A 24,162-nucleotide genomic window follows, 5' to 3' on the forward strand; every position below is an offset into this window, starting at 1 on the left:
AATGGCGAATGGGGAGTAGCGAATAGGGCTACTCCCTTTTTCCATTCGCCACTCGCTACTCACTATTCGCCCAAGGAGATCTCCCATGACCATCAGCCCTGTCATCCGCCTGCATCCCGATGATGGCGTGCTGATCGCGCGCGCCAGCCTGCCGCCGGGGACGGTGGTCGCCGACGGCGTAACCACGCTCGAGCGCATTCCCTCCGGCCACAAGGTCGCGATCAAGCCGATCGCGGTGGGCGAGCCGGTGATCCGCTACGGGCAAATCATCGGCTTTGCGACGATCCCGATCGCGCCGGGCCAGCACGTGCACGTGCAGAACATCGGCATGGGCGACTTCTCCAAGGACTATGCCTATTGCGCCGACGTCAAGCCGACGCCGAACTTCGACCTGCCGGCGACCTTCGAGGGCATCCGCCGCCCGGACGGCCGCGTCGCGACGCGCAACTATATCGGCATCCTCACCTCGGTGAATTGCAGCGCGCATGTCGCGAGCCTCGTCGCCGACGTCTTCAAGAAAAATCCATTCACCGGCGATAATGCGCTGGCCGATTTTCCCAATGTCGACGGCGTGGTCGCGCTGACCCACAAGACCGGCTGCGGCATGACGCAGAACGAGCCGCTGGCGCTGCTCCGCCGCACGCTCGGCGGCTACGCACGCCACGTCAATTTCTCCCACGTCATCGTGCTTGGCCTCGGCTGTGAGGTGAACCAGATCGGCGGCCTGATGGAAGAGCAGAAGCTCGCCGGCCGCCTGCGCGCGATGGACATCCAGGAGGTCGGCGGCACCCGCAAGACGGTCGAAGCAGGCATCGCCTTCGTGCGCGAGGCGCTGGCCGACGCCAACAAGGTGAAGCGCGAGACGGTGCCGGCAAGCGAGCTGACGGTCGCTCTGCAATGCGGCGGCTCGGACGGCTATTCCGGCGTGTCGGCCAATCCGGCACTCGGTGCTGCCAGCGATCTCATCGTGCGCCACGGCGGCACCGTGATCCTGTCGGAGACGCCGGAGACCTACGGCGCCGAACATCTGCTGACGCGTCGCGCCGTCAGCCGCGAGGTCGGCGAGAAGCTGGTCGATCTCATGCGCTGGTGGGACGAATACACCGCGCGCGAAGGCGCCGAGATGAACGCCAATCCGAGCCCCGGCAACAAGGCCGGCGGTCTCACCACCATTCTGGAGAAGTCGCTCGGCGCGATGGCGAAGGCCGGCACCACCAACCTTGTCGAGGTGCTGCGCTACGCCGAGCCCATCACCAAGAAGGGTTTCGTCTTCATGGACACGCCCGGCTACGACCCGGTCGCAGCAACCGGGCAGGTGGCAGGCGGCGCCAATCTCGTCTGCTTCACCACGGGCCGCGGCAGCGTGTTCGGCTGCAAGCCGGCGCCCTCGATCAAGCTCGCAACCAACACGCCCATGTACAAGCGCATGGAAGAGGACATGGACGTCAATTGCGGCACCATTCTCGAAGGCGAGGAAAGCGTCGAGCAATGCGGCCAGCGCATCTTCGAACTCATCCTCAAGACCGCCTCGGGTCAGCCGACCAAGAGCGAGAGCTTCGATTTCGGCGGCGCCGAGTTCGCGCCGTGGGTGTTAGGGGCGACGATGTGAGAGGGCGAATAGCGAGTGGGGAGTAGCGAATAGGGCCGCTCCAAAGGCCATTCGCCATTCGCCACTCACCATTCGCCCGTGCCGTAGGCACCCTCTGCCCGTTGTTAGTGCTTGATCGCACCCACCTCCGGTGTTCTGCTCAAAAAAGCTGCTGGAGCACCGCACCCCGTGTCGATCTACGTCGCATTGCATCATGTCACGCACTACAAATACGACCGTCCGATCGACCTTGGACCGCAGACCATCCGCCTGCGGCCGGCGCCGCATACGCGCACGCCGATCCTGAGCTATTCGCTCAAGGTCACGCCATCCAACCATTTCGTAAACTGGCAGCAGGATCCGCAAGGCAACTGGCTGGCGCGTTATGTCTTTCCGGAGAAGACGACCGAATTGAAGATCGAGGTCGACTTCACGGCGCAGATGACGGTGGTCAACCCGTTCGACTTCTTCGTCGAGCCCTATGCCGACAGCTTTCCGTTCGAGTATTCTAAGGATTTGAAGACCGAGCTCGCGCCGTATCTCGAGACCATCAAGCCCGATCGCCTGTTCGCGAAATTTCTCGATACCATCCCGCCTGAGGCCCCGAACACCGTCAACTTCCTGGTCGATCTCAATCGCGAGCTTCAGAAGCACGTCCGTTACATCATCCGGATGGAGCCCGGCGTGCAGACGCCGGAGGAGACGCTCTCCTCCGGTGCCGGATCGTGCCGCGACTCCGCCTGGCTTTTGATCCAGACCTTCCGTCATCTCGGTCTCGCCGCCCGTTTCGTCTCCGGCTATCTCATCCAGATCCGTCCCGACATCGATCCGATCGAGGGGCCGCCGGAAGTCGAGAACGACTTCACCGACCTGCACGCCTGGGCCGAGGTCTATCTGCCGGGTGCGGGCTGGATCGGCTTTGACGCCACCTCCGGCATGCTCGCAGGCGAGGGTCACATCCCGGTCGCGGCGACTCCGCATTATCGTTCGGCCGCGCCGATCTCCGGCGGCGCCGGCTTCGCCGAGGTCGAGTTCGAATTCGACATGAGCGTGAAACGCATCCGCGAGGCGCCGCGCATCACCAAGCCGTTTTCCGACGAGTCCTGGGCACGGCTCAACGATCTCGGCGAGCAAGTCGACGGTGATCTCGCAGCCCAAGACGTGCGGCTCACCATGGGCGGCGAACCGACCTTCGTCTCGGTCGACGATCTCGAAGCGGCGGAATGGAACACCGAGGCGGTCGGCCCGACCAAGCGTGCGCTTGGCGATGATCTGATCCGCCGCCTGCACACGCGCTTCGCGCCGGGCGGGCTGCTGCATTATGGCGAGGGCAAATGGTATCCGGGCGAAAGCCTGCCGCGCTGGGCATTTGGCCTGTATTGGCGCAAGGACGGCGTGCCGATCTGGAAGAATGCCGATCTGATCGCGAAGATCGAGAATCCGCGGCGCGCCGAGGTCAAGGACGCCCAGGCGTTCGTGGAGGGCGCGGCGTTGCGGCTCGGGCTGGATCCCGGCTACATCATGCCGGCCTTTGAGGACACCGCGTACTGGCTCCAGAAGGAAGCAGAGCTTCCCGTCAACGTCGATCCCTCCGACTCCAAATTGTCCGATCCGGAAGCCCGCGCGCGGATGGCGCGTGTGTTCGACGAAGGCCTCAACGCGCCACGGGGTTTCGTGCTGCCGGTGCAACGCTGGAACGCGCCGCCGCGCTGGCGCAGCGAGCGCTGGCAACTCCGGCGCAATCATCTATTCCTGATGCCGGGCGATTCACCACTGGGCTTGCGCTTGCCGATCGGCTCGCTTGGCTATGTCCCGCCCAACCAATATCCCTACATCGTCGAGCAGGACCCGATGGAGGCGCGGGGCAAGCTGCCGGTGTTCACGTTGCCGGCGCGTCCGGAAGCGCCACCGCGGGTCGAGCGCGAGCATCTCAACACGTCCGTCCCGGTGCGCACCGCGATGTCGGTCGAAGTCCGCAACGGCGTGCTCTGCGCCTTCATGCCGCCGGTCGAGCGCATCGAGGATTATCTCGAACTGGTCGCCGCGCTCGAAGCCACCGCCGAGGAGATGCAGATTCAGGTTCATGTCGAGGGCTATCCGCCGCCGTTCGATCCACGCATCGAAGTCATCAAGGTGACACCTGATCCCGGCGTGATCGAGATCAACATCCAGCCGGCCAGGAACTGGCGCGAGGCCGTCGAGATCACCTCCGGCCTCTATGAGGACGCCGGCAAAGTTCGTCTCGGCGCCAACCGCTTCCTGGTCGACGGCCGCCACACCGGCACCGGCGGCGGCAATCATGTCGTGATCGGCGGTTCGAGCCCACAGGACTCGCCGTTTTTGCGCCGGCCGGATCTGCTCAAGAGCCTGGTGCTGTACTGGCAGCGGCACCCGTCGCTGTCCTATTTCTTCTCCGGCCTGTTCATCGGCCCGACCAGCCAGGCGCCGCGCATCGACGAAGCCCGCCACGACAGCATCTACGAGCTCGAGATCGCGCTCTCGCACGTGCCGCCGCCGGGCTACCAGACGCCGCTGTGGCTGGTGGACCGGCTGTTCCGGCATCTGCTCGTCGACATCACCGGCAACACCCACCGCGCCGAGATCTGCATCGACAAGCTCTACTCGCCTGAGGGGCCCACGGGGCGGCTCGGCCTCGTCGAATTCCGCGCGCTCGAAATGCCGCCCGATCCGCGTATGTCGCTGGCGCAGCAACTCCTGATCCGCGCGCTGATCGCAAGGTTCTGGCGCGAGCCGCAACAAGGCAAGTTCGTGCGCTGGGGCACGGCGCTGCACGATCGCTTCATGCTGCCGCATTTCATCTGGCAGGATTTTGTTGACGTGCTTTCTGAGTTGAAGCAGTCGGGCTATCCCTTTGAGCCGGAATGGTATCTGGCCCAGCTCGAATTCCGCTTCCCCGCCTTCGGCCGCGTCCATCATGGCGGCGTGACGCTGGAATTGCGCCAGGCGCTGGAGCCCTGGCACGTGCTGGGCGAGGAGGGCTCGGCCGGCGGCACCGTGCGCTATGTTGATAGTTCGGTTGAACGGCTTCAGGTGAAGGCGGAAGGTTTTATCGAGGGCCGCCATATCGTCACCTGCAACGGTCGCCGCCTGCCGATGACGTCGACCGGCCGGTCGGCCGAGGCCGTGGCCGGCGTCCGTTTCAAGGCCTGGCAGCCAGCCTCCGGCCTGCACCCGACCATTCCCGTCCACGCGCCGCTGACCTTCGACCTGATCGACAGCTGGAACGGCCGCTCGCTCGGCGGCTGCGTCTATCACGTCGCCCATCCGGGCGGCCGAAGCTACGACACCAAGCCGGTCAACACCTACGAGGCCGAGGCACGGCGGCTGGCGCGCTTCCAGGACCACGGCCATACGCCGGGACCGGTCCAGCCACCGCCCGAGGAACGCACAAATGAGTTTCCGCTGACCCTCGACTTGCGGACCCCGCTCCTGCAATGAGTATGATGGTGGGGCAGGGAGAGGCGCATGGGCGAGGGCGCAGCGGAACAGGACGACAAGGCGGGCAGGGCGCAAGATCAGCGTGAAGGCCAGCGCCGCCTCGCGCAATGGGTCCGCGAATATAGCCGCCTGCCCGGCATTCCCGACGAGTTCTTAGGCCCCGACGGCGCCCCGCGCGCGGTCTGGAGCCGCTTCTTCGATGCCTTCGGCGCGCTGGCGCCCGACGAGATCGAGCGGCGATTCGGCATGGCCGACCGCCACCTTCGCGAGGCCGGCGTCACCTACCGTGCGCCCGGCGACAGCGCCGACCGGCCATGGTCGATCAGCCATCTGCCGCTCTTGATCGACGAGGCCGACTGGCAGCAGCTTTGCGCCGGCATCACCCAGCGCGCTGAGCTGCTCGAGCGCGTGCTGCGCGACATCTATGGTGAAGGCCGGCTGGTTGCGGAAGGCGCGCTGCCGGCGGCTGCGATCGCCGGCAGCCCCGAATATCTCCGCCCCGTCTGCGGCGTGCCGCCGCCGGGTGGCCGCTATCTCTCGCTCTATGCCGCCGATGTCGGCCGCGGGCCTGACGGCCGCTGGTGGGTGCTCGGCGACCGCACCCAGGCGCCCTCGGGCGCGGGCTATGCGCTGGAGAACCGTCTGGTGCTCTCGCGCGCCTTCTCCGATCTCTACAAGTCGATGAACGTGCCGCGCGTCGCGCCGTTCTTCGAGGCCTTTCGCGACAGCCTGCGTGCGCGCGCCGACCGCGACGAGCCCAGGATCGGCGTGCTGACACCCGGCAGCTTCAGCGAGACCTATTTCGAGCACGCGACGCTGGCGCGCTATCTCGGTTTCCTCCTCGTCGAGGGCGACGATCTCGCGGTCAGTGACAACCGTATCCACATCCGCACGGTCGCCGGGTTGAAGCGCCTCGACGTGCTCTTGCGCCGCGTCGATTCCAATTCGCTCGATCCGCTCGAGCTCGATGCCTCCTCGCATCTCGGTGTCCCCGGCCTGATCGACGTGCTGCGCAAGGATGGCGTCGTCGTCGCCAACATGCCGGGCTCGGGCGTGCTGGAGGCGCGGGCGCTGCTCGGCTTCCTGCCGGCGCTCAGCCGCCGCCTGCTCGGCGAGGAGCTGAAGATGCCGCATATCGCGACCTGGTGGTGCGGCCAGCGCGTCGCGCGTGAGGAGGTGCTGTCGCGGCTCGATGAGGTCGCGATCGAAGGCGCCTACCGGCGCGGCGTGCCCGGCTTCGACAGCAACGGCCCGGTGCTCGCGAGCGAGCTGGATGCGACCGACCGCCAACGCCTGGTCGACGCCATCACCACGCGTGGCATGGATTATGTCGGCCAGGAAGTGGTGCGGCTTTCGACCATGCCGGTGTGGGAGCGGGGCCAGATCACGTCGCGCCCCTTCGTGCTGCGCGTGTTCGCCGCGGCGACGCCCGACGGCTGGGCCATCATGCCCGGCGGCTTCTGCCGCATCGCCGATCAGCCGGATGCCCGCGCGGTGTCGATGGGCGACGGCGCCCGTGCCGCCGACGTCTGGGTGGTCTCCGACAAGCAGGTCGCGACCGCCGCGACGCTGCTGCCGGCGACGGACAAGGTGCGTATCCGCCGTATCGCCGGCGTGCTGCCGAGTCGCGCTGCCGATAATCTGTTCTGGCTCGGCCGCTATCTGGAACGCGCCGAGGCGACGCTGCGACTGGTGCGCGCTTTGGGCTCGCCGAGCGGGCCCAACAAGGGCACCGCGGCCTCGCTGCAATCGGCCGAACGGATCCAGCGCCTGCTGGTGGCCTGGGGCGCGATCTCGCAAACCTCGCGCAAGGCCGCCGGGCGCATCGTGGCCGAAGCCTTGCAGAGCGAGGCGCGTTTCGGCTCGGCGCTGTCGCTGGTGCGCGCGGCGCAGCGCACCGCGACCTCCTTGCGCGAGCGGCTGTCGCCCGATGCCTGGCAGGTCATCACCGAGATGGCCGAGCGCCTCGCTTATGAGGTCGAGGGCGACGACAGCGTGCTGAGCGCGGCCGAGCTGACCTTGCAGGAGCTTGCAAGCTTTGCGGGACTTGCACAGGAGAACATGAACCGCGCCGCCGGCTGGCGTTTTCTCGACATCGGCCGCCGCACCGAGCGCGCCATCAACACCACGCGCTTCACACGCCAGTTCGCCTATGACGAGGCCGGCGACGAGGATCTCGACATCCTGCTGACGCTGGTGGATTGCCAGATCACCTACCGCTCGCGCTATCTGCTGGCGCCGATCCTCGCGCCGGTGCGCGACCTTGCCGTGCTCGATCCCTACAATCCGCGTTCGGTGGCGTTCCAGGTGACGACGCTGAACGAGCACATTGCCGCGCTACCGAGCCTGAAGGAGCACGGCCTGATCGAGAAGCCGCAACGGCTCGCGGTGGCGATGCAGGCGATGCTTGCGACGGCTGAGGCCGAGAGGCTCGAGGTCAAGACGCTGTTCGCGCTGGAACAGGATCTGCTCAGCCTCGCCGAGGCGATCGGGCAGCACTACTTCCCGCATGGCCCCAATGCCAGCCGGCCGGAAAAGCTGACGGGGCTGGCGTGATCTACGACATCCGTCACGTCACCACCTACGAATACGAGAATCCGGTCAGCTTCGCCCGCTGCACCTTGCGGCTGGAGCCCAGAAGCGGCGGCGGCCAGGAGCTGATCTCGCATCATGTCGAGATCCGTCCGCGCCCGTCCGAGCGCAATGTCCGCCGCGATTTCTTCGGCGCGCTCACCGAGAGCGTGGTGATCGAGGCCGCGCATCGCAATCTGCGGATCGACTCGCGCTCGCGCGTGTCGGTGTCGCGCCAGCCGCCGGCGCGCGATGCCTCGAGCCCGTCCTGGGAGAGCGTTCGCGATATCGCCTTCGAGGCGACCAGCCTCGGTCCGGCCTCGCCGGTCGGGTATGTCTTTGCCAGCCCGCTGGTGCCGGTGCTGCGTCCCGTCAGCGCCTACGCGGCTTTGAGCTTTGCGCCCGGCGCGGGCGTCCTCGAGGGCGCGGTCGATCTCATGTGTCGCATTCGCACCGAGTTTCGCTACGATCCCAAGGCGACGGTGATCTCGACGCCGCTCGGCGAGGTCTTCGACAAGCGTCACGGCGTCTGCCAGGATTTTGCCCATGTGATGATCGCAGGGCTGCGCGGGCTCGGTCTGCCAGCGGCCTATGTCAGCGGATATCTGCGCACCATTCCGCCGCCGGGCCAGGCGCGCCTGCAAGGCGCCGATGCCACCCATGCCTGGGTGTCGCTGTGGTGCGGGGCCGAGCTTGGCTGGGTCGATTTCGACCCGACCAACGATCTGCTGATTGGCAACGACCATATCGTGCTTGCGGTCGGGCGCGATTTCTCCGACGTCTCGCCCGTCGACGGCATCATCGTCGGCTCGCCCAAGCAGAAGCTTGGCGTCGCCGTCGACGTGCTGCTGGTGGAATAGAAGCGGGCTGGCCGCGCCGTCGCCGGCCGCGAGGGTGTATCGGGCCGCTGCCGCAACCGCGATGTCGCATAGCACAACGGTAACATATTTCCATAATCGCGTTGCCAAGGGTTTGGTCAGCCGGCCCAAGATGGGCTATGCTGGCTTGCGTCGAGAACAGAGAGGCGTCGGGAGAGAGCGTGGGACACCAGCGGCGGACGGGGCTGCATCCATGATAACCTTACCGAGACTGGCGGCTGAATCCCTCGAGGGCTTCCTCGGTAAGTTCATGCGTCGCCGGTACGATGAGACTTCCGCCAACATCATCGAGAGCGCGACCCGCACCGCGATGGAATGCATCGGCAACAGCGATGCGCTCTATCACAATATCGAGCATACGATGCTGGTGACGCTGGCAGCTCAGGCCATCCTCGGCGGCCGGAGTCTTCATACCCACCTGTCGGCTGAGGACTACGTCCATGTCCTGATCGCCTGCCTCGCCCACGACATCGGCTATGTGCGCGGGCTGTTCGAGGAGGACGATTCCGACGGCTTCGTCATTGACGCGGCCGACACCAAGATCTCGTTGCCGCGTGGTGCATCGGATGCGAGCCTGATGATGTATCACGTCGATCGCTCGAAGCTTTATGTGACGCGGCGGCTGCGGCATATTCCCGGAGTCGACCCCGAGCGCGTTGCCCGCGCCATCGAGGGCACGCGCTTTCCGGCCCGCGAAGGCCAGGAATATGACGACGAAGCCTCGATCCTGCGCGCGGCTGACTTCATCGGCCAGCTCGGCGATCCCAACTATCTGCGCAAGGCCAACGCGCTGTATTACGAGTTCGAAGAGGTCGGCATGAATCGCCAGCTCGGCTACGATTCGCCCGCCGACATTGTGAACCGATATCCACAATTCTACTGGAACAGCGTCGCTCCCCACATCCAGACCGAGATCGGCTATCTCAACAAGACCGAGATCGGCCGGCAATGGATCGCCAACCTCTACAGCAACGTGTTCCGCGCCGAGCGCGACATCTCGCTGTCCGGCCCGCAGAGATAATCTGCGCCCTTGTAGCCCGGATGCAGCGTAGCGAAATCCGGGATTCGCGGATGCGGGCGTTCCCCGGATTTCGCTGCGCTTCATCCGGGCTACGAAGTCCCAACGCCGTGAGCAATCATGCAACAAAAAACGATCGCCACGGACATCCTCGACATCGCCTATCGCGAATACGGCGCGCCGGATGGCTGGCCCTGCATCATGGGCCACGGCTTTCCCTACGACGTGAACGCCTATGCCGAGGCCGCGCCCCTCATTGCACAAGCCGGCGCACGCGTGCTCGTGCCCTGGCTGCGCGGCTATGGGCCGACGCAGTTTCGCTTTCCCGGGACGCTGCGCTCCGGCGAGCAGGCGGCGCTCGGCGCCGATCTCCTGGCCTTCATGGACGCGCTCGGCATCACGCGTGCAGTGGTGGGAGGTTATGACTGGGGCGGACGTGCCGCTTGCGTGGTCTCGGCGCTCTATCCGGAGCGCGTGATCGGTCTCGTCTCCGGCAATTCCTACAACATCCAGAACATCGCTCGCGCCATGGAGCCGGCCTCGCCGCCGGAGGAGGCCGCGCTCTGGTATCAATATCTCTTCCACAACGAGCGCGGCCGCCGCGCGCTGGAGCGCGATCGGCGCGGCTTCGCGCGACAGCTCTGGTCGATGTGGTCGCCGAAATGGGCGTTCGACGACACAACGTTCGAGCGGAGTGCGGTGTCCTTCGACAACACCGACTTCGTCGATGTCGTGATCCATTCCTACCGCCACCGTTATGCGCTGGTCGCGGGCGATCCTGCTTACGCAGCGATCGAGGCAAGGCTCGCCGCGCAGCCGCCGATCCGCGTCCCGACCATCGCGATCGACGGCGACAGCGACGGCGTCAATCCCGGCACCGCTCATCACGCACGCAAGTTCGAGGGCTCGTTCGAGCGCCGCGTCTTCACCGATGCCGGTCATAACCTGCCGCAGGAGCGGCCGGCCGAATGGGCGCAGGCCGTGATCGACGTCCGGAAAGTGGCCTCATAGAGCCCGTTTCTCGTCTTGCGGCCGACTTGTCTGTCGTCCTTCCGATTTTTCCTGATCCTGGGAACCTTTTCCGATTGCAGCCGTCCAAGCTGTGGGGCCGCGTCTGTATGCGGGCTCGTTGCAGGGAGGATCTCGATGAAGTCACAAGTGCGCAAGCTGGAGCGTGTCGCGGTGGCCCAGGTGCCTGCTGAACGGCCTGACAAGGCAGAGGTCGAGCGGGCGATCCGGACTATGATCCGCTGGGCCGGCGATGATCCCGCGCGCGACGGTCTGCGCGAGACGCCGGACCGGGTCGCACGCGCCTTCGAGGAGTATTTTTCCGGATACGCGCAGGATCCGACCGAAATCCTGCAAAAGACCTTTGAGGAGATCGAAGGCTATGACGAGATGATCGTCCTGCGCGGCGTTCGCTTCGAGAGCCATTGCGAGCACCATATGGCGCCGATCGTCGGCCGCGCCTGGGTCGCCTATATTCCGCAAGGTCGCGTCGTCGGCATCAGCAAGCTTGCGCGCGTGGTGGACGTCTACGCCAAACGGCTGCAGATCCAGGAGAAGATGACCGCACAGATCGCCAATACCATCAACGACGTGCTCAAGCCCGAAGGCGTCGGCGTCATCATCAAGGCGACCCATCACTGCATGACCACGCGCGGTGCGCACAAGCCCGGGACCGATCTCGTCACCAGCCGCATGCTGGGTGTATTCCGCGACAATGCGCTGACGCGCCAGGAATTATTGGGGCTCGCCAATTCGGACGATTGACCCGCGCTAGCTCGAGGAGACGGCGCCATGACCGAGAACAACAAGCCGCACGGACCGGACCTGACCAAAGGCGTATCGCTGACCGCGTTCAAGGACGGCAAATTGCTCGGTCACGTCGGGGAGGAAGACGTCCTGCTGGTGCAGGCCGGCAGCGAAATTTTTGCGATCGAGCCGGCCTGCAGCCATTATCACGGCCCGCTCGCCGAGGGACTGGTGGTGGGCGACACCATCCGCTGTCCCTGGCATCATGCCTGCTTCTCCTTGCGCACGGGCGAAGCCACCCGCCCGCCAGCGTTGAACGCGCTGGCGGTATGGGAGGTCACGCGCGACCGGGACAACATCATCGCTCGGCGCAAGCGAGAGGCACTGACGCCGCCGGCCGCACATCGCAGCGCGCCGACGCCGGACAAATTCGTCATTGTCGGCGGCGGCGCCGCTGGCTTCTCCGCCGCCGAGACGCTCCGGCGCGAGGGCTTTGCCGGCACCATCACCATGCTCAGCAACGACGGCGCGATGCCGGTCGACCGGCCAAACCTCTCCAAGGATTATCTCGCGGGCAACGCGCCGGAGGACTGGTTGCCGCTGCGCGACGAGGACTATTACCGGAACGCAGGCATCGATCTCAGGCTCAACACCGACGTCTCCGCCATTGATGCGAAGACGCGCAGTGTCACGCTTGGCAATGGCGACAAGCTCCCATTCGATCGGCTGCTGCTCGCGACCGGCGCCGAGCCGGTCAAACTGCAGATTCCGGGCGCGGACCAGCCGCATGTCCACACCTTGCGCTCCGTCGCCGACAGCCGCGCCATCATCAAGGCCGCGGGGAGTGCGAGGCGCGCGCTGGTGATCGGCGCCAGCTTCATCGGCCTCGAAGTTGCGGCCTCCTTGCGCGCGCGCAAGATCGAGGTGCACGTGGTCGCGCCGGAAGAGCGGCCGATGCAGAAAGTGCTCGGCGCTGAGATGGGCGATTTCGTCCGGTCCCTGCATGAGGAGAACGGTGTTATCTTCCACTTGAAGGATACGGTGGAAAACCTCGACGGCATGCGCGCGACGCTGAAGAGCGGCGCCGTCATCGAAGCTGACCTGGTCGTCGTCGGCATCGGCGTCAAGCCGCGCCTCGCACTCGCCGAGCAGGCGGGGCTGGCGGCCGATCGTGGCGTCAGCGTGAGCGAATATCTGGAGACCAGCGTGTCCGGTATCTTCGCGGCCGGCGACATCGCGCGCTGGCCCGATCCGCATGCCCGGCAGACCATCCGCGTCGAGCATTGGGTGGTGGCGGAGCGGCAGGGTCAGGCCGCGGCGCGCAACATGCTCGGCAGGCGCGAACGCTTCGATGCGGTGCCTTTCTTCTGGTCGCAGCACTACGACGTGCCGATCAACTATGTCGGCCACGCCGAGAGCTTGGACGACATCGCGATCGATGGCAGCATTTCCGGAAAGGACTGCCTGCTGAAGTACCGCAAGGGCGGCCGCGTCCTCGCGATTGCTTCAATTTATCGCGATCTCGACAACCTCAAGGCCGAGCTGGAGATGGAGCGGTCGCGCGCCTGAAACGCCGCACTCGACCTTGATTTGCGTCAATGTTGCTGCCCGCGGCGACTGCTCAGCTGGCTGTCGCCCCGGTGTGGCCCGTGCTATCCTGGCGTGCGCTCGCGGGGCTTCCCATGCAGGAGTGGCCGTCATGACAAGTGCCTCGGATATCTCCCATCCTTCAAGTCTGGGCTCGGGCATCGCGGCGCTGCACGCCAAATGGGGCTGGATCGTCGCGCTCGGCGTCGTCTACCTCATCGCGGGCTTCGTTGCACTCGGCAGCGTGGTGATGGCGACGGTGGCGAGCGTGATCGTGGTCGGCGCCATGATGATCGTCGCCGGTGCGGCCGAGATCATCGGCGCGTTCCAGGTGAAGAGCTGGGGCAAGTTTCTCGTCTGGGCCTTGCTCGGCGTGCTCTATGTCATCGCGGGCTTCTTGACTTTCGAGAATCCGCTGTTCGCGGCAGTGCTCCTGACGCTCTTCCTCGGCGCGTCGCTGATCGCCTCGGGCGCCGTCAGGCTGTTTCTCGCCTTCAGCATGAAGCGCGAAAGCCCGTGGGTGTGGGTCGCGCTCTCGGGCGCCATCACGCTGCTGCTCGGCCTCTTGATCGTCGCGCGCTGGCCGGTGAACAGCGTCTATATCCTCGGCCTGTTCCTCGGCATCGACCTGATCATGGCGGGCGCGGGTTGGATCTCCTTGGGCTTCAGCCTGAAGCAGCGTCGCTAGCTACCAGCAACTCGACGCAAGACCGCCTTGCGGAACTCCGCTGATCTGACGTGCTGACACAAAAGCAGCACGCCGCGCGACCGGATCGTGCGGCGATCATCATCGGGGAGAAACCATGAAAGCCGCTTTGGCCCTGGCCGCAGCGTTGGCTGCCGCCTGCCTGTCCACGCCCGTGTCCGCGCAAAAATCCTACGGTCCCGGCGTCAGCGACACCGAGATCAAGATCGGCAACACCATGCCCTATAGCGGCCCGGCTTCGCCGCTCAGCATCACGGGCAGGGTGATCTCCGCCTATTTCGACGAGGTCAACGAGAAGGGCGGGGTCAATGGCCGCAAGCTCAATCTGATCTCGCTCGACGACGCGTTCTCGCCGCCCAAGACCATGGAGGCGGCGCGCCGGCTGGTCGAGGGCGACGGCGTCGCCTTCATCTTCGCGACCATGGGCACGGCGCCGAGCTCGGCGATCGCAAAATATCTCAACAGCAACAAGGTGCCGCAGCTGTTCCTGATCAGCTCGGCCTCGAAGTGGAACGATCCCGCCAACATGCCGTGGTCGATGGCGCTGCCCTGGGCGCCGAACTACACCAGCGAAGCCGCGATCGACGTCGCCTATGCCCGCGCCAAGAACCCGAATGCGCGGTTTGCGGTGCTCTATCAGAACGACGACGCCGGCAAGGAATATTTTCGTGGCGTCAAGGAGGCGCTCGGTGCCGACGCGGACAAGGCGATCGCGATGGCCACGAGCTTCGAGGTCACCGATCCCACCGTCGATTCCCAGGTGCTGACGCTGGCCAACACCAAGGCGGACGTCTTCATGATCTATTCGGTGACGCCGCGCGCCTGCGCGCAGGCGATCCGGAAAGCGCATGAGGTCGGCTGGCAGGCCACGCGCTTCCTCGCAAGCGGCTGCGCCAACAAGGCAACCGTGATGGTGCCGGCGGGCCTCGATGCCGGCAAGGGCGTGCTGTCGCTCGGAGCGCTCAAGCCATTCGTCGAGACGCCCAAGGACGATCCGGCGATGACGGCCTATATCGACTTCATGAAGAAGCGCCTACCCAATGCCGACGTCAATAATGTCGCCGGCCTCTACGGCTACACGGTTGCCGAAGCGCTGGTGGTGCTGCTTAGGCAGTGCAAGGACAATCTGACGCGAGAGAACATCATGGCGCAGGCCTCCAATCTGAAGAACGTGCCGCTGTCGCTGCTGATGCCTGGCATCACCCTCAACACCACGCCGCAGGATTTCCGTCCGATCAAGGACGGCTATATGCTGCAGTTCGACGGCAACGACTGGATCGTGGCGAGCGAGCTGTTGCGCGGGACGTGAGGGCGGGAGCTCTCTCCGCGAACTCGAAATCGTAGGGTGGGCAAAGGCGCCCTTGCGCCGTGCCCACCATCTCTCTCGGTCGCAAAAAATGCGTGGGCACGCTTCGCTTTGCCCACCCTACGATACTACGACACTGACGCGCGACCAGCGAACAGGAGACCCCCATGGACTTTCAACACTCCACCCGTTCGCTGGAGCTGCAGGAGCGCGTCCGTCAGTTCATGCGGACATATGTCGAGCCGGTCGAGGAGCTCTATTACGAGCAGGTGAAGCCGGAAGCTTCGCGCTACAGGACGCCGCCCGTGCTGCAAGACCTGAAGAAGATGGCGCGCGAGCAGGGGCTCTGGAACCTGTTTCTGTCAGGTGAGCACGGACCAGGCCTCTCCAATCTCGACTATGCGCCCGTGAAGGAGATCATGGGCCGCATTCTCTGGGCGCCCGAGGTTTTCAACTGCTCGGCGCCCGATGTCGGCAACATGGAGGTGCTGGCGAATTACGGCACCAAGGCGCAGCAGGAGCTCTGGCTGAAGCCGCTATTGGAGGGGCGCATCCGCTCGGGATTCTCGATGACGGAGCCGCAGGTCGCCTCCAGCGACGCAACCAACATCCAGTGCGCCATCAAGCGCGATGGAAGCGACTACGTCATCAACGGCCGCAAATGGTTCACCTCAGGCGCCATGAACGAGGATTGCGAGATCCTGATCGTGATGGGCAAGACCGCGCCCGACGATCCCGATCGCCATCGCCAGCAATCCATGATCCTGGTGCCGAAAAACACGCCCGGCGTTCGCATCGTGCGCGACATGCTCACCTATGGCTATGATGACGCCCCTAGCGGCCACCCCGAGATCGTCTACGACAACGTCCGCGTGCCCGCCGAGAACATCCTGCTCGGCGAAGGCCGCGGCTTCGAGATCGCGCAGGGGCGGCTCGGCCCCGGCCGCATCCATCATTGCATGCGGCTGATCGGCTGCGCCCAGCGCGCACTTGAATTGATGTGCCAGCGCGCGGTCTCCCGCACGGCCTTCGGCAAGCCGCTGGCCGAGCAGGGCTCGGTGCGCGAGGACATCGCACATTCCTTCTGCGAGATCGCGCAGGCGCGTCTGCTCACGCTGCAGGCCGCCGACAAGATGGACCGCAACGGCAACAAGGCGGCGCGCGACTTGATCGCCGCCGCCAAGATCGTGGTGCCCAGCATGGCCGCGCGCGTCATCGACCGCGCCATCCAGATTCACGGCGCCGCCGGCGTCTCCCAGGACACCTTCCTCGCGCGTGCCTACGTCTACGCCCGCTTCATCCGTATCGGCGACGGGCCGGACCAGGTGCATCTGGCGGCGGTGGGCAAGGAGCTGATCAGGCGGGGCGGGGTGACGGCGTAAGCTGTGCCCCGCCACGCCTGGGCCGGGAAGGAGCGCCGGACAAGTGCCGGCGCTTGGAGCGATGTCATTGGGTGGACAGGCCCACGGTTGTCGCCGCCCTTGCGACCGGCGGCGGGTTCCATTTTCCGGTCAGTGCCTCCGACTTCGGGCCGTAGAGACGCATGGTCAGATTGAACGGTCCCTTCGGTGCCGGCAGCCAATTGGCCTCCTTGTCCTTTCCCGGGCTCTCATTCTGGAAATAGAGGTCGAGCGAACCGTCGGCGTTGTACTTGAACGGCATCCAGCTGCTGACCGCAAACCGGTTCAGCGTGTTGCCGACCTGAAAACCTTCCGGATCGTAGAGTGTGATCGACCAGAAGGCATTGACCGGCGGAGCCGCGCCCTTCTCGAACGTGATCGTGTATTTGTTCGCGCCATCGAGCGGCCTGCCGGAGTCGTCGCCGACGTTGAGCGGGTAGATGGCGTCCTCCGGCAGATTGGCGCCGAGCCCGACTTGCGCGACGATGGCGCGCTTCAGATAGTAATTGCCATAGACGCCCATGCTGTCGGTGTTCATCGACCAGCCGTTGGCGACACGCGCCAGCGTCGGGATCTTCCATGCCATCAGCTTCTGGGCGGCTTCCGGTGCACCTTGCAGGCCCCGCTGCACGGCCGGATCGAGCTTGGCGATGTCAAAGCTCTTTCCGGGTTCGATGCCGATCCGTTTCATTTGCGCGATGATCGGCTCGTCGGTCATGTGCGGAGGGTGCAGCTTGAGCAATTCGGCTGCATAGGCGAAATACGCGCCGGCGGCCATGGTATCGACCTGCACTTTTGGCGGCGTCTTCATGTCGATGTTGGGATCCGGCTTGAATTCGGCCGGCTTCGGCGTCTTGCCATATTCGGACAGCATCGTGACCTGGTAGCCGGACTGGATCTTGTGGACCGCCGCGTAGTCGTCCGGACCGTCCGTCTTGGTGCGGCCGATCACCCAGACATAGGGCGTCGGTGCGTCGATGCGCTGGGTGTCCTTGGGCAGCTTGAATTCCTCAGCGAACTTGTCGCGCAGGTCCGGCCGCCAGCCCTGAGGTGTCACCAGGAACGTTCCGGCCCGTGTGCCCGTCGTGCGCCAGCCCGGCGACGCGAACACGTCGGTCCACATGTCGAGCATCGGCAGCAGGTAGAAACGTCCATCGGTATCCGGCACCGAAACGACCACCGGCTCCCTGGTCACATCCAGCCAGGAAACGGAATAGAGGGTGTCGAAGTTGGGGCGCACGACGCCCTTGAAATTCGCCGGAGGATACTCGGGAATATTGACGAAAGTATTCGCCGGGCCCTTGAACTCGTTCGTGGCGTTGGTCGATTGCTTGCGCGTGATGTCCATCGACAGGACGGGGTAGAAATAGACATAGGCATCGACTGCGATCGCGTGGGCCTCCTGCTCGGTCATTGTCGGCGCAGCGCTTTGCGCGAGCGCGCCGGATGCAATCAGGGTGGCGGCGCAAAGTGACAGAGTCTGTTTTAGGACGACACGATGCATTTCAAGTCCTCCCTTGCTGATTTACCCTGAGCGGTATGGCCTTGCCGGGCGCAGCCGATGTCAGCGCAGCGCTATCGTCGCTGCTGCGCTGTGCATTCTCGCGGGATGAAGCCGCCAGGCTCGTTGACATAGATCAACGTCATCGGATGGCCATTGCAGATCGCGGCTGTTCACTTGGCCGTGACATCCTCGGCTCACCGGATCGCGATTATCGCGGATGGATTTGCAGGCTCGTGATCAGCAGTGCGATCAGCTCGTCGATCTTGCCAAGCGCCGGCGGGGGATCGAGATACTCAATATCATGTAAAATCACCAGTCAATCGACGCCGGCGATCAAGCCATTGATATCGCTAGCCGCAGCTACTGTGCATGGGGTTGTTTTCAGCTTTGTGTTTTGACAGGCCCACCGCCGGCTCGCGGGCGGCGGATGCACAGGTTCATCCCGCCTTGGCGACGCGGCCGTCCGCCGACCCTGCGCGCAGGTTCTGGAAGAACTTCTCCACCTCGCGCGACAGCGTGTCCGCGGTCTCCGTCAGGCTGCTTGCTGCCGTCAGCACGGAGGAGGCCGCGGTGTCGGTCTCGCCGATGGCGTCGCGGAGCGAGGTGATGTTAGCCACCAGCGTCTCGTTGCCCTGCGCGGCCGATTGCGCGTTGGACGAGATCTCGCGGGTGGCGGCGTCCTGCTGACTGACAGCGCCGGCGATCGCCGAGGTGACCTCGTTGATCTCGCGCACCGCGCCGCCGATCTCGCGGACGGCGTCGACCGCGTTGCGGGTCGAGGCCTGGATCATCGCGACGTTCTCGCTGATGTCGGCGGTCGCCTTCGCGGTCTGTCCTGCCAGCGCCTTCACTTCATGGGCGACGACGGCAAAGCCGCGGCCGGCATCGCCGGCACGCGCGGCCTCGATGGTGGCGTTGAGCGCGAGCAGATTGGTCTGCTCGGCAATCGCCTGGATCAGGCTGAGCACGCCGTCGATGCGTTGCGTCGCCGCGGCAAGGCTCTCGATCTCGGAGATCGACTTCTCGGTGCGCTGGCCGGTCTGCTCGACCGCGCCGGCGCTCTGGCGTACCTGGCGGCCGATCTCGACCACGGAGGCCGACAGCTCCTCGGCCGCGCCCGCCACCGCCGTGACGTTGTGCGAGGCCTGCTCGGTGGCATTCGCCGCCGTGCCGGCGCGGCTGCTGGCATCCGCGGTGACGCGGGTGATGGTCTGCGCGGTCTCGCGCATGACGGAGGCGTTGTCGCTGAGGCCGCGCATGATCGCGCCGATCGCCTCGCCAAACGCCTCGACGGATTGCTCGATGTGGCGGGCGCGCTCTTCGCGCGCGGCGGAGTCCTGCGAGACCTGCGAGGCGAGGTTGCGGTTGCGGCCCATCGCGTCCTGGAAGATCTGGATGGCGCGGGCCAGCGCGCCGATCTCGTCGGCGCGGCCGGTGTGCGGCACCACGATGTTTTCGGCGCCGTCGGCGACCTGCTTGATGGTCGCGGTGATGGAAGCGAGGGGACGGGCGATCGAGCGGGCGATGATGACGATGCCGATCACGACGAGGGCCAGCGCCACGCCGCCGAGGCAGGTCAGCACGAAGGAGAGCGTGCGGTTGGTCTCGGTCTCGCGCGCGATTTGCCTGGCGCGCTCGGCGTAGACCTTGGACAGCGCCTCGAGGTCCTTGTTCAGTGCGGAGCGCACGGTGCGGTTGGCGTCGTTGTCGCCCCATTCGCGTCCGGCGGCCGCATTGATCTCGACGCCGCGGCGCACCAGCTCCTTGCGGAACTCGACGAACTGCTCGATGCGCTTCTTGAAGGTCGCAAACTGCTCGGCATCGTCGGCTTTGACGATGGTCTCCCAGCGCTTCACGACGTCGAGGATCTGCGCGTTGAACTTGAGCAGGCCTTCGCCGTATTTCTTCACGACGGCGGGCTCGGTCGACATGTAGACGCCACGCGACTCCATCACGACCGCATAGACCAGCGAGTTGACCCGCTCGACGTTCAGCCCGGCAGCGTTCGCCGTCTCGATCGCGCTGGTCAGCTCGGCACCGCGGCGGCTGTTGTAGTCGGACAGCATCGCGATCGCCGCCGTGAGCAGCGCGAACAGCGCGAAGATCGCGTAGAGCTTGGTGGCGAGCGTGAAGCGGCCGGCTAGGCCGGCGGCAGGTTGGTCAGTGGTCATGGTGTTCAGGGCCCCGGAATGGCCTGAAGCGGCCGGTGAGCACGGTCGTCTGAATTTGATGCAAATCTATGCAGAACGAAGATAGACGCGGCGTTAACGCAGGGGCTGGCCCCCTTCGCCCTTAGTCGAAAGAAAGTAAGATATTTCAGCGTCTTGATCCGAAGGTATAGTCTTGAGATCGCGCTGGAGTCGGTCACTGGCCGACGAACCCCGGAGAGGCCCTTGGTCTACCGCCACACCATCGACGCCACGACCTACACTTTCCCTGATTTGCGCGACCTGCTCGCCAAGGCGACGCCGCCGCGCTCCGGCGACCGGCTGGCCGGGATCGCCGCCGACACGGCAGAGCAGATGATCGCGGCGCGGATGGCGCTCGCCGACGTTTCGCTCGCCCAATTCCTGCAGGAAGCCGTTATCCCCTATGAGGCCGACGAGGTCACCCGCCTGGTCATCGACAGCCATGACGCCAAGGCCTTCGCGCCGGTGGCATCCCTGACGGTCGGCGGCTTCCGCGACTGGCTGCTGTCGGATGCCGCCACGCCGGAGGTCCTGAAGACGCTCGGGCCCGGCATTGCCCCGGAGATGGCGGCTGCGGTCTCAAAACTGATGCGCAACCAGGACCTGATCCTGGCGGCGCGCAAATGCGAGGTCACCACCGCCTTCCGCAACACCATCGGCCTGAAGGGGCGGATGAGCACGCGGCTGCAGCCCAACCATCCGTTCGACGATGCCAGGGGCATCACCGCCTCGATCCTGGACGGCATCCTGCTCGGGGCCGGCGATGCCTGCATCGGCATCAATCCCGCGAGCGACGATCCGGCCGTTATCGCGCAATTGCTGCGGCTGCTCGACGAGATCATCGCGCGGCTGAAGATTCCGACGCAAGCTTGCGTGCTGACCCATGTCACGACGACGCTGTCGCTGATCGGGCAGGGCGTGCCGGTTGATCTCGTCTTTCAGTCGGTCGCCGGCACCGAGGCCGCCAACCGCAGCTTCGGCATCGACCTTGCGCTTCTGAAGGAGGCGCAGGAGGCCGGCCTGTCGCAGAAGCGCGGCACCGTCGGGCAAAACGTGATGTATTTCGAGACCGGGCAGGGCTCCGCGCTGTCGGCGGGCGCCCATCACGGCGTCGACCAGCAGACCTGCGAGGCGCGCGCCTATGCGGTTGCCCGCGCCTTTGCCCCGCTATTGGTCAACAGCGTGGTCGGCTTCATCGGCCCGGAATATCTCTATGACGGCAAGGAAATCATCCGGGCGGGACTGGAGGATCATTTCTGCGGCAAGCTGCTCGGCCTGCCGCTCGGGATCGACATCTGCTACACCAACCATGCCGAGGCGGACCAGGACGACATGGATAATCTGCTGACGCTGCTCGCGGCCGCCGGCGTCACCTTCATCATGGGCGTCCCCGGTGCGGACGACGTCATGCTGAACTACCAGTCGACGTCTTTTCACGACGCGCTCTATGTCCGTGACGTCTTCGGTTTGCGCCGCGCGCCGGAATTTGACGACTGGCTGGCACGGTCGGGCATTACAGGCGCCGATTTCCGACTTGCCCGCGATGCAGGCCTGCTGCCCGATTTTGCCTCGCGGCTGATTGCGTGAGGCAGTACGAGGCGTCAAACTCTCCCCTTCAGGAAACCATCGGCGCCTGCCGGAATTATGCTTGTGCCACAATATTGAGAAATTCCGGCGACAGCGTTACGCTATATGTCTGGCTGGCAATTTCCGCACCATTCGGTCGAGCGTGGCGGGGGAGCTTAGATGCGAGCTGAAAGTAACGGGACGGCCCGGCGGATTCTCTGCGTGTTTCCGCGATACACCTCGTCGTTCGGGACGTTCGAGCATTCCTATCCCCTGACCGACGGCGTCCGTGCCTTCATGCCGCCCCAGGGGCTGCTGCTGATCTCCGCCTATCTGCCGCAGGGCTGGCAGGTCAAATTCGTCGACGAGAATCTTCGCCGCACGACGAACGAGGAGTTCGCGTGGGCGGAAGCGGTGTTCGTCAGCGGCATGCACATCCAGCGCCAGCAGATGAACGACATCTGCCGCCGCGCCCATGAATTCGATCTGCCCGTCGCGCTCGGCGGTCCCTCGGTCAGCGCCTGCCCGGACTATTATCCGTCGTTCGACTATCTCCATGTCGGCGAGCTCGGCGATGCCACCAACCAGCTGATTGAAATCCTGTCGCGCGACACCTCCCGCCCCGAGGGCCAAGTGGTGCTGACGACCAAGGATCGCGTGCCGATGACGGAGTTTCCGATCCCGGCCTACGAACTTGCCGACGTGAAGAAATATTTCCTCGGCAGCATCCAGTATTCGAGCGGCTGTCCCTATCAGTGCGAGTTCTGCGACATCCCCGGCCTCTACGGCCGCAACCCGCGCATCAAGTCGCCGCAGCAGATCATCGCCGAGCTCGACCGGCTGCGCGAATGCGGCATGACTGACACGGTCTATTTCGTCGACGACAATTTCATCGGCAACCGCAAGGCGGCGATGGACCTGTTGCCGCACCTGATCGAATGGCAGAAGCGGACCGGCTATGTGGTGCGGCTCGCCTGCGAGGCGACGCTCAACATCGCCAAGAGGCCCGAGATCCTCGAGAAGATGCGCGAGGCCTATTTCATCACCATCTTCTGCGGCATCGAGACGCCGGATCCCGACGCGCTGAAGGCGATGCAGAAGGACCACAACATGATGGTCCCGATCCTGGAGGGCGTGCGCACCATCAACTCCTACGGCATGGAGGTCGTCTCGGGCATCATCATGGGGCTCGACACCGACAAGCCGAATACGTCGGAGGCGCTGCTCGCCTTCGTCGAGGAGTCCCGGATTCCGCTGCTCACGATCAATTTGCTTCAGGCGCTGCCGAAGACCCCGTTGTGGGATAGGCTCGAACGCGAGGGGCGGCTGGTCGACGACGACGGCCGCGATTCCAACGTCGACTTCCTGTTGCCCTATGACGAGGTCGTCGCATCCTGGAAGCACGCCATGGGCGTCGCCTACGAGCCCGAGAAGGTCTACGCGCGCTTCCAGTATCAATGCGACCACGTCTATGTGCACCGCCTCAAGATGCCGGTGCCAGACGAGATGAGGACTTGGCGCAACATCCGGCGTGGCCTCGTCATGCTGCGCAACATCTTCTGGAAGGTCGGTGTGCTCGGCGATTACAAGCGCGTGTTCTGGAAGTTCGCGCTGGGGCGCATCAAGCGCGGCGATCTCGAAGGCCTGATCGGCTGCACCCTGATCGCGCACCATCTCATCACCTTTGCACGCGCGGCCTCCAGCGGCAGGCAGAACGCCTCGAACTACTCGATCCGGCTGCGCGAGGCCGCCGTTCCCGCCGAATGAGTGACAAGTCCGTTCCGGCTCACCCCCCCATCGACCTGCGGTCGTTCACGCCCGCGCGCGTCGCGCTCGGGCGCAGTGGCGCAAGCGTGCCGACCAAGGCGCTGCTCGATTTCACGCTTGATCATGCCCGCGCCCGCGATGCCGTGCACGCCGCCTTCGACGCGCCGCGTCTGCTCGCCGATCTCGGTGCGCTTGGACTTCCTGTTACCGAGGTCAGGAGCCAGGCAGTCGACCGCGGGGACTATCTGCGGCGGCCGGATCTGGGACGACGGCTTGAACCCGGCTCGGCCGAGGCTCTGGCGCAGGCGGCCGCGGCGCCTCGCCAGTTCGCGCTCGTGATCGGCGACGGCCTGTCCGCGGCCGCGGTCCATGCCCATGCGGTCGCCCTGGTGAGGCGCCTGCTGCCGCTGCTCGCGGAAGGGGACCATGTCGCGGTCGGCCATGTCGTCGTCGCCTCAGGCGCGCGCGTTGCGCTCGGCGACGAGATCGGCGCGATTCTCGGCGCGCGCATGGTGGCGACGCTGATCGGCGAGCGGCCGGGTCTGTCGGCGCCCGACAGTCTCGGCGCCTATCTGACTTTCGAGCCGAAGCCCGGCCGCACCGATGCCGAGCGAAATTGCGTGTCCAACATCCACCACGCCGGGCTCAGCTATGACGAGGCCGCCTCCAAGATCGCCTGGCTGGTCCGCGAGGGGCTGGCGCGGCAGGTCAGTGGCGTGGCGCTGAAGGACGAGAGCGCGGACCGCGCGCCGCGTCGAATTGGCACATTCCCGCCCGGATGACCGGCATCGAGGGTCCAGATCGCCGCTTCTTGATCGATTCGGCCATACTTCGCCTGCTTGCGAAAAGACCAGTTGACCTGCTAAAC

At 65.3% G+C, this 24,162-nt stretch carries 16 protein-coding genes; 14 read left to right on the plus strand and 2 right to left on the minus strand.

Translation table 11 applies throughout. From position 1 onward, the window contains the following. Nucleotides 1-85: 85 nt before the first annotated feature. From IVB26_RS14135 to IVB26_RS14185, 11 genes are all read left to right on the plus strand, one after another. Nucleotides 86-1,609 (plus strand): UxaA family hydrolase, encoded by a 1,524-nt coding sequence (locus IVB26_RS14135; protein ID WP_247972214.1) that lies wholly within the window; start codon nt 86-88, stop codon nt 1,607-1,609. Between the two features lie 168 nt (nt 1,610-1,777). Beyond that, a complete protein-coding gene (locus IVB26_RS14140) occupies nt 1,778-5,047 on the plus strand; it encodes a transglutaminase family protein (RefSeq protein ID WP_247972215.1) in 3,270 nt (1,089 codons plus the stop codon). A 27-nt stretch (nt 5,048-5,074) separates the two neighbouring features. Then, the gene (locus IVB26_RS14145; RefSeq protein WP_247972216.1) at nt 5,075-7,603 is read left to right on the plus strand and encodes a circularly permuted type 2 ATP-grasp protein; all 2,529 of its coding nucleotides are present in this window, start codon (nt 5,075-5,077) and stop codon (nt 7,601-7,603) included. Further along, complete coding sequence (locus IVB26_RS14150; RefSeq protein ID WP_247972217.1) at nt 7,600-8,478, plus strand: transglutaminase family protein; 879 nt, start codon at nt 7,600-7,602, stop codon at nt 8,476-8,478. The genes IVB26_RS14145 and IVB26_RS14150 overlap by 4 nt, the downstream gene beginning before the upstream one ends. A gap of 211 nt (nt 8,479-8,689) precedes the next feature. Next, nucleotides 8,690-9,517: an HD domain-containing protein gene (locus IVB26_RS14155; RefSeq protein WP_247972218.1), complete on the plus strand. Its 828-nt coding sequence runs from the start codon at nt 8,690-8,692 to the stop codon at nt 9,515-9,517. Between the two features lie 117 nt (nt 9,518-9,634). Next, a complete protein-coding gene (locus IVB26_RS14160; protein ID WP_247972219.1) occupies nt 9,635-10,525 on the plus strand; it encodes an alpha/beta fold hydrolase in 891 nt (296 codons plus the stop codon). A gap of 135 nt (nt 10,526-10,660) precedes the next feature. Continuing rightward, complete coding sequence (gene folE, locus IVB26_RS14165) at nt 10,661-11,287, plus strand: GTP cyclohydrolase I FolE (protein ID WP_247972220.1); 627 nt, start codon at nt 10,661-10,663, stop codon at nt 11,285-11,287. A gap of 27 nt (nt 11,288-11,314) precedes the next feature. After that, nucleotides 11,315-12,838 carry an FAD-dependent oxidoreductase gene (locus IVB26_RS14170; protein WP_247972221.1) on the plus strand — a complete coding sequence of 508 codons (1,524 nt, stop codon included), beginning with the start codon at nt 11,315-11,317 and terminating at the stop codon, nt 12,836-12,838. A 130-nt stretch (nt 12,839-12,968) separates the two neighbouring features. Continuing rightward, entirely contained in the window at nt 12,969-13,544 is a 576-nt protein-coding gene (locus IVB26_RS14175; protein ID WP_247972222.1) for an HdeD family acid-resistance protein, read from the plus strand. Between the two features lie 115 nt (nt 13,545-13,659). After that, nucleotides 13,660-14,871 carry an ABC transporter substrate-binding protein gene (locus IVB26_RS14180; protein ID WP_247972223.1) on the plus strand — a complete coding sequence of 404 codons (1,212 nt, stop codon included), beginning with the start codon at nt 13,660-13,662 and terminating at the stop codon, nt 14,869-14,871. Nucleotides 14,872-15,035: 164 nt separating this feature from the next. After that, nucleotides 15,036-16,250 carry an acyl-CoA dehydrogenase family protein gene (locus IVB26_RS14185; RefSeq protein ID WP_247972224.1) on the plus strand — a complete coding sequence of 405 codons (1,215 nt, stop codon included), beginning with the start codon at nt 15,036-15,038 and terminating at the stop codon, nt 16,248-16,250. A gap of 64 nt (nt 16,251-16,314) precedes the next feature. Here the strand turns inward: IVB26_RS14185 and IVB26_RS14190 are convergent, their stop codons facing one another. Both IVB26_RS14190 and IVB26_RS14195 read right to left on the minus strand, forming a co-directional pair. Further along, nucleotides 16,315-17,772, minus strand: a complete 1,458-nt coding sequence (locus IVB26_RS14190) for a DUF1254 domain-containing protein (protein ID WP_247972225.1) — start codon at nt 17,770-17,772, stop codon at nt 16,315-16,317. A 437-nt stretch (nt 17,773-18,209) separates the two neighbouring features. Next, entirely contained in the window at nt 18,210-19,943 is a 1,734-nt protein-coding gene (locus IVB26_RS14195) for a methyl-accepting chemotaxis protein (protein WP_247972226.1), read from the minus strand. Between the two features lie 222 nt (nt 19,944-20,165). Here IVB26_RS14195 and IVB26_RS14200 point away from each other — a divergent pair, with 222 nt between their 5' ends. From IVB26_RS14200 to eutC, 3 genes are all read left to right on the plus strand, one after another. Next, nucleotides 20,166-21,548 carry an ethanolamine ammonia-lyase subunit EutB gene (locus tag IVB26_RS14200; protein WP_247972227.1) on the plus strand — a complete coding sequence of 461 codons (1,383 nt, stop codon included), beginning with the start codon at nt 20,166-20,168 and terminating at the stop codon, nt 21,546-21,548. 159 nt (nt 21,549-21,707) lie between these two features. Further along, on the plus strand, nt 21,708-23,294 hold the full coding sequence (locus IVB26_RS14205) for a B12-binding domain-containing radical SAM protein (protein WP_247972228.1): 1,587 nt from the start codon (nt 21,708-21,710) through the stop codon (nt 23,292-23,294). Next, the gene (gene eutC, locus IVB26_RS14210; protein WP_247972229.1) at nt 23,291-24,076 is read left to right on the plus strand and encodes an ethanolamine ammonia-lyase subunit EutC; all 786 of its coding nucleotides are present in this window, start codon (nt 23,291-23,293) and stop codon (nt 24,074-24,076) included. Before IVB26_RS14205 ends, eutC begins: the two co-directional genes overlap by 4 nt. Nucleotides 24,077-24,162 lie beyond the last annotated feature (86 nt).

Source organism: Bradyrhizobium sp. 195 (genome assembly GCF_023101665.1).
Classification (GTDB): Bacteria; Pseudomonadota; Alphaproteobacteria; order Rhizobiales; family Xanthobacteraceae; genus Bradyrhizobium.

Excerpts from the sequence above, each read along its gene's own strand:
- IVB26_RS14135 (WP_247972214.1), top strand. The coding sequence starts at position 86 with ATGACCATCAGCCCTGTCATCCGCCTGCATCCCGATGATGGCGTGCTG.
- IVB26_RS14160 (WP_247972219.1), top strand. The coding sequence starts at position 9,635 with ATGCAACAAAAAACGATCGCCACGGACATCCTCGACATCGCCTATCGC.
- IVB26_RS14185 (WP_247972224.1), top strand. The coding sequence starts at position 15,036 with ATGGACTTTCAACACTCCACCCGTTCGCTGGAGCTGCAGGAGCGCGTC.
- IVB26_RS14195 (WP_247972226.1), bottom strand. The coding sequence starts at position 19,943 with ATGACCACTGACCAACCTGCCGCCGGCCTAGCCGGCCGCTTCACGCTC.
- IVB26_RS14205 (WP_247972228.1), top strand. The coding sequence starts at position 21,708 with ATGCGAGCTGAAAGTAACGGGACGGCCCGGCGGATTCTCTGCGTGTTT.
- IVB26_RS14175 (WP_247972222.1), top strand. The coding sequence starts at position 12,969 with ATGACAAGTGCCTCGGATATCTCCCATCCTTCAAGTCTGGGCTCGGGC.
- folE (WP_247972220.1), top strand. The coding sequence starts at position 10,661 with ATGAAGTCACAAGTGCGCAAGCTGGAGCGTGTCGCGGTGGCCCAGGTG.
- IVB26_RS14170 (WP_247972221.1), top strand. The coding sequence starts at position 11,315 with ATGACCGAGAACAACAAGCCGCACGGACCGGACCTGACCAAAGGCGTA.
- IVB26_RS14190 (WP_247972225.1), bottom strand. The coding sequence starts at position 17,772 with ATGCATCGTGTCGTCCTAAAACAGACTCTGTCACTTTGCGCCGCCACC.
- IVB26_RS14155 (WP_247972218.1), top strand. The coding sequence starts at position 8,690 with ATGATAACCTTACCGAGACTGGCGGCTGAATCCCTCGAGGGCTTCCTC.
- IVB26_RS14180 (WP_247972223.1), top strand. The coding sequence starts at position 13,660 with ATGAAAGCCGCTTTGGCCCTGGCCGCAGCGTTGGCTGCCGCCTGCCTG.
- eutC (WP_247972229.1), top strand. The coding sequence starts at position 23,291 with ATGAGTGACAAGTCCGTTCCGGCTCACCCCCCCATCGACCTGCGGTCG.
- IVB26_RS14145 (WP_247972216.1), top strand. The coding sequence starts at position 5,075 with ATGGGCGAGGGCGCAGCGGAACAGGACGACAAGGCGGGCAGGGCGCAA.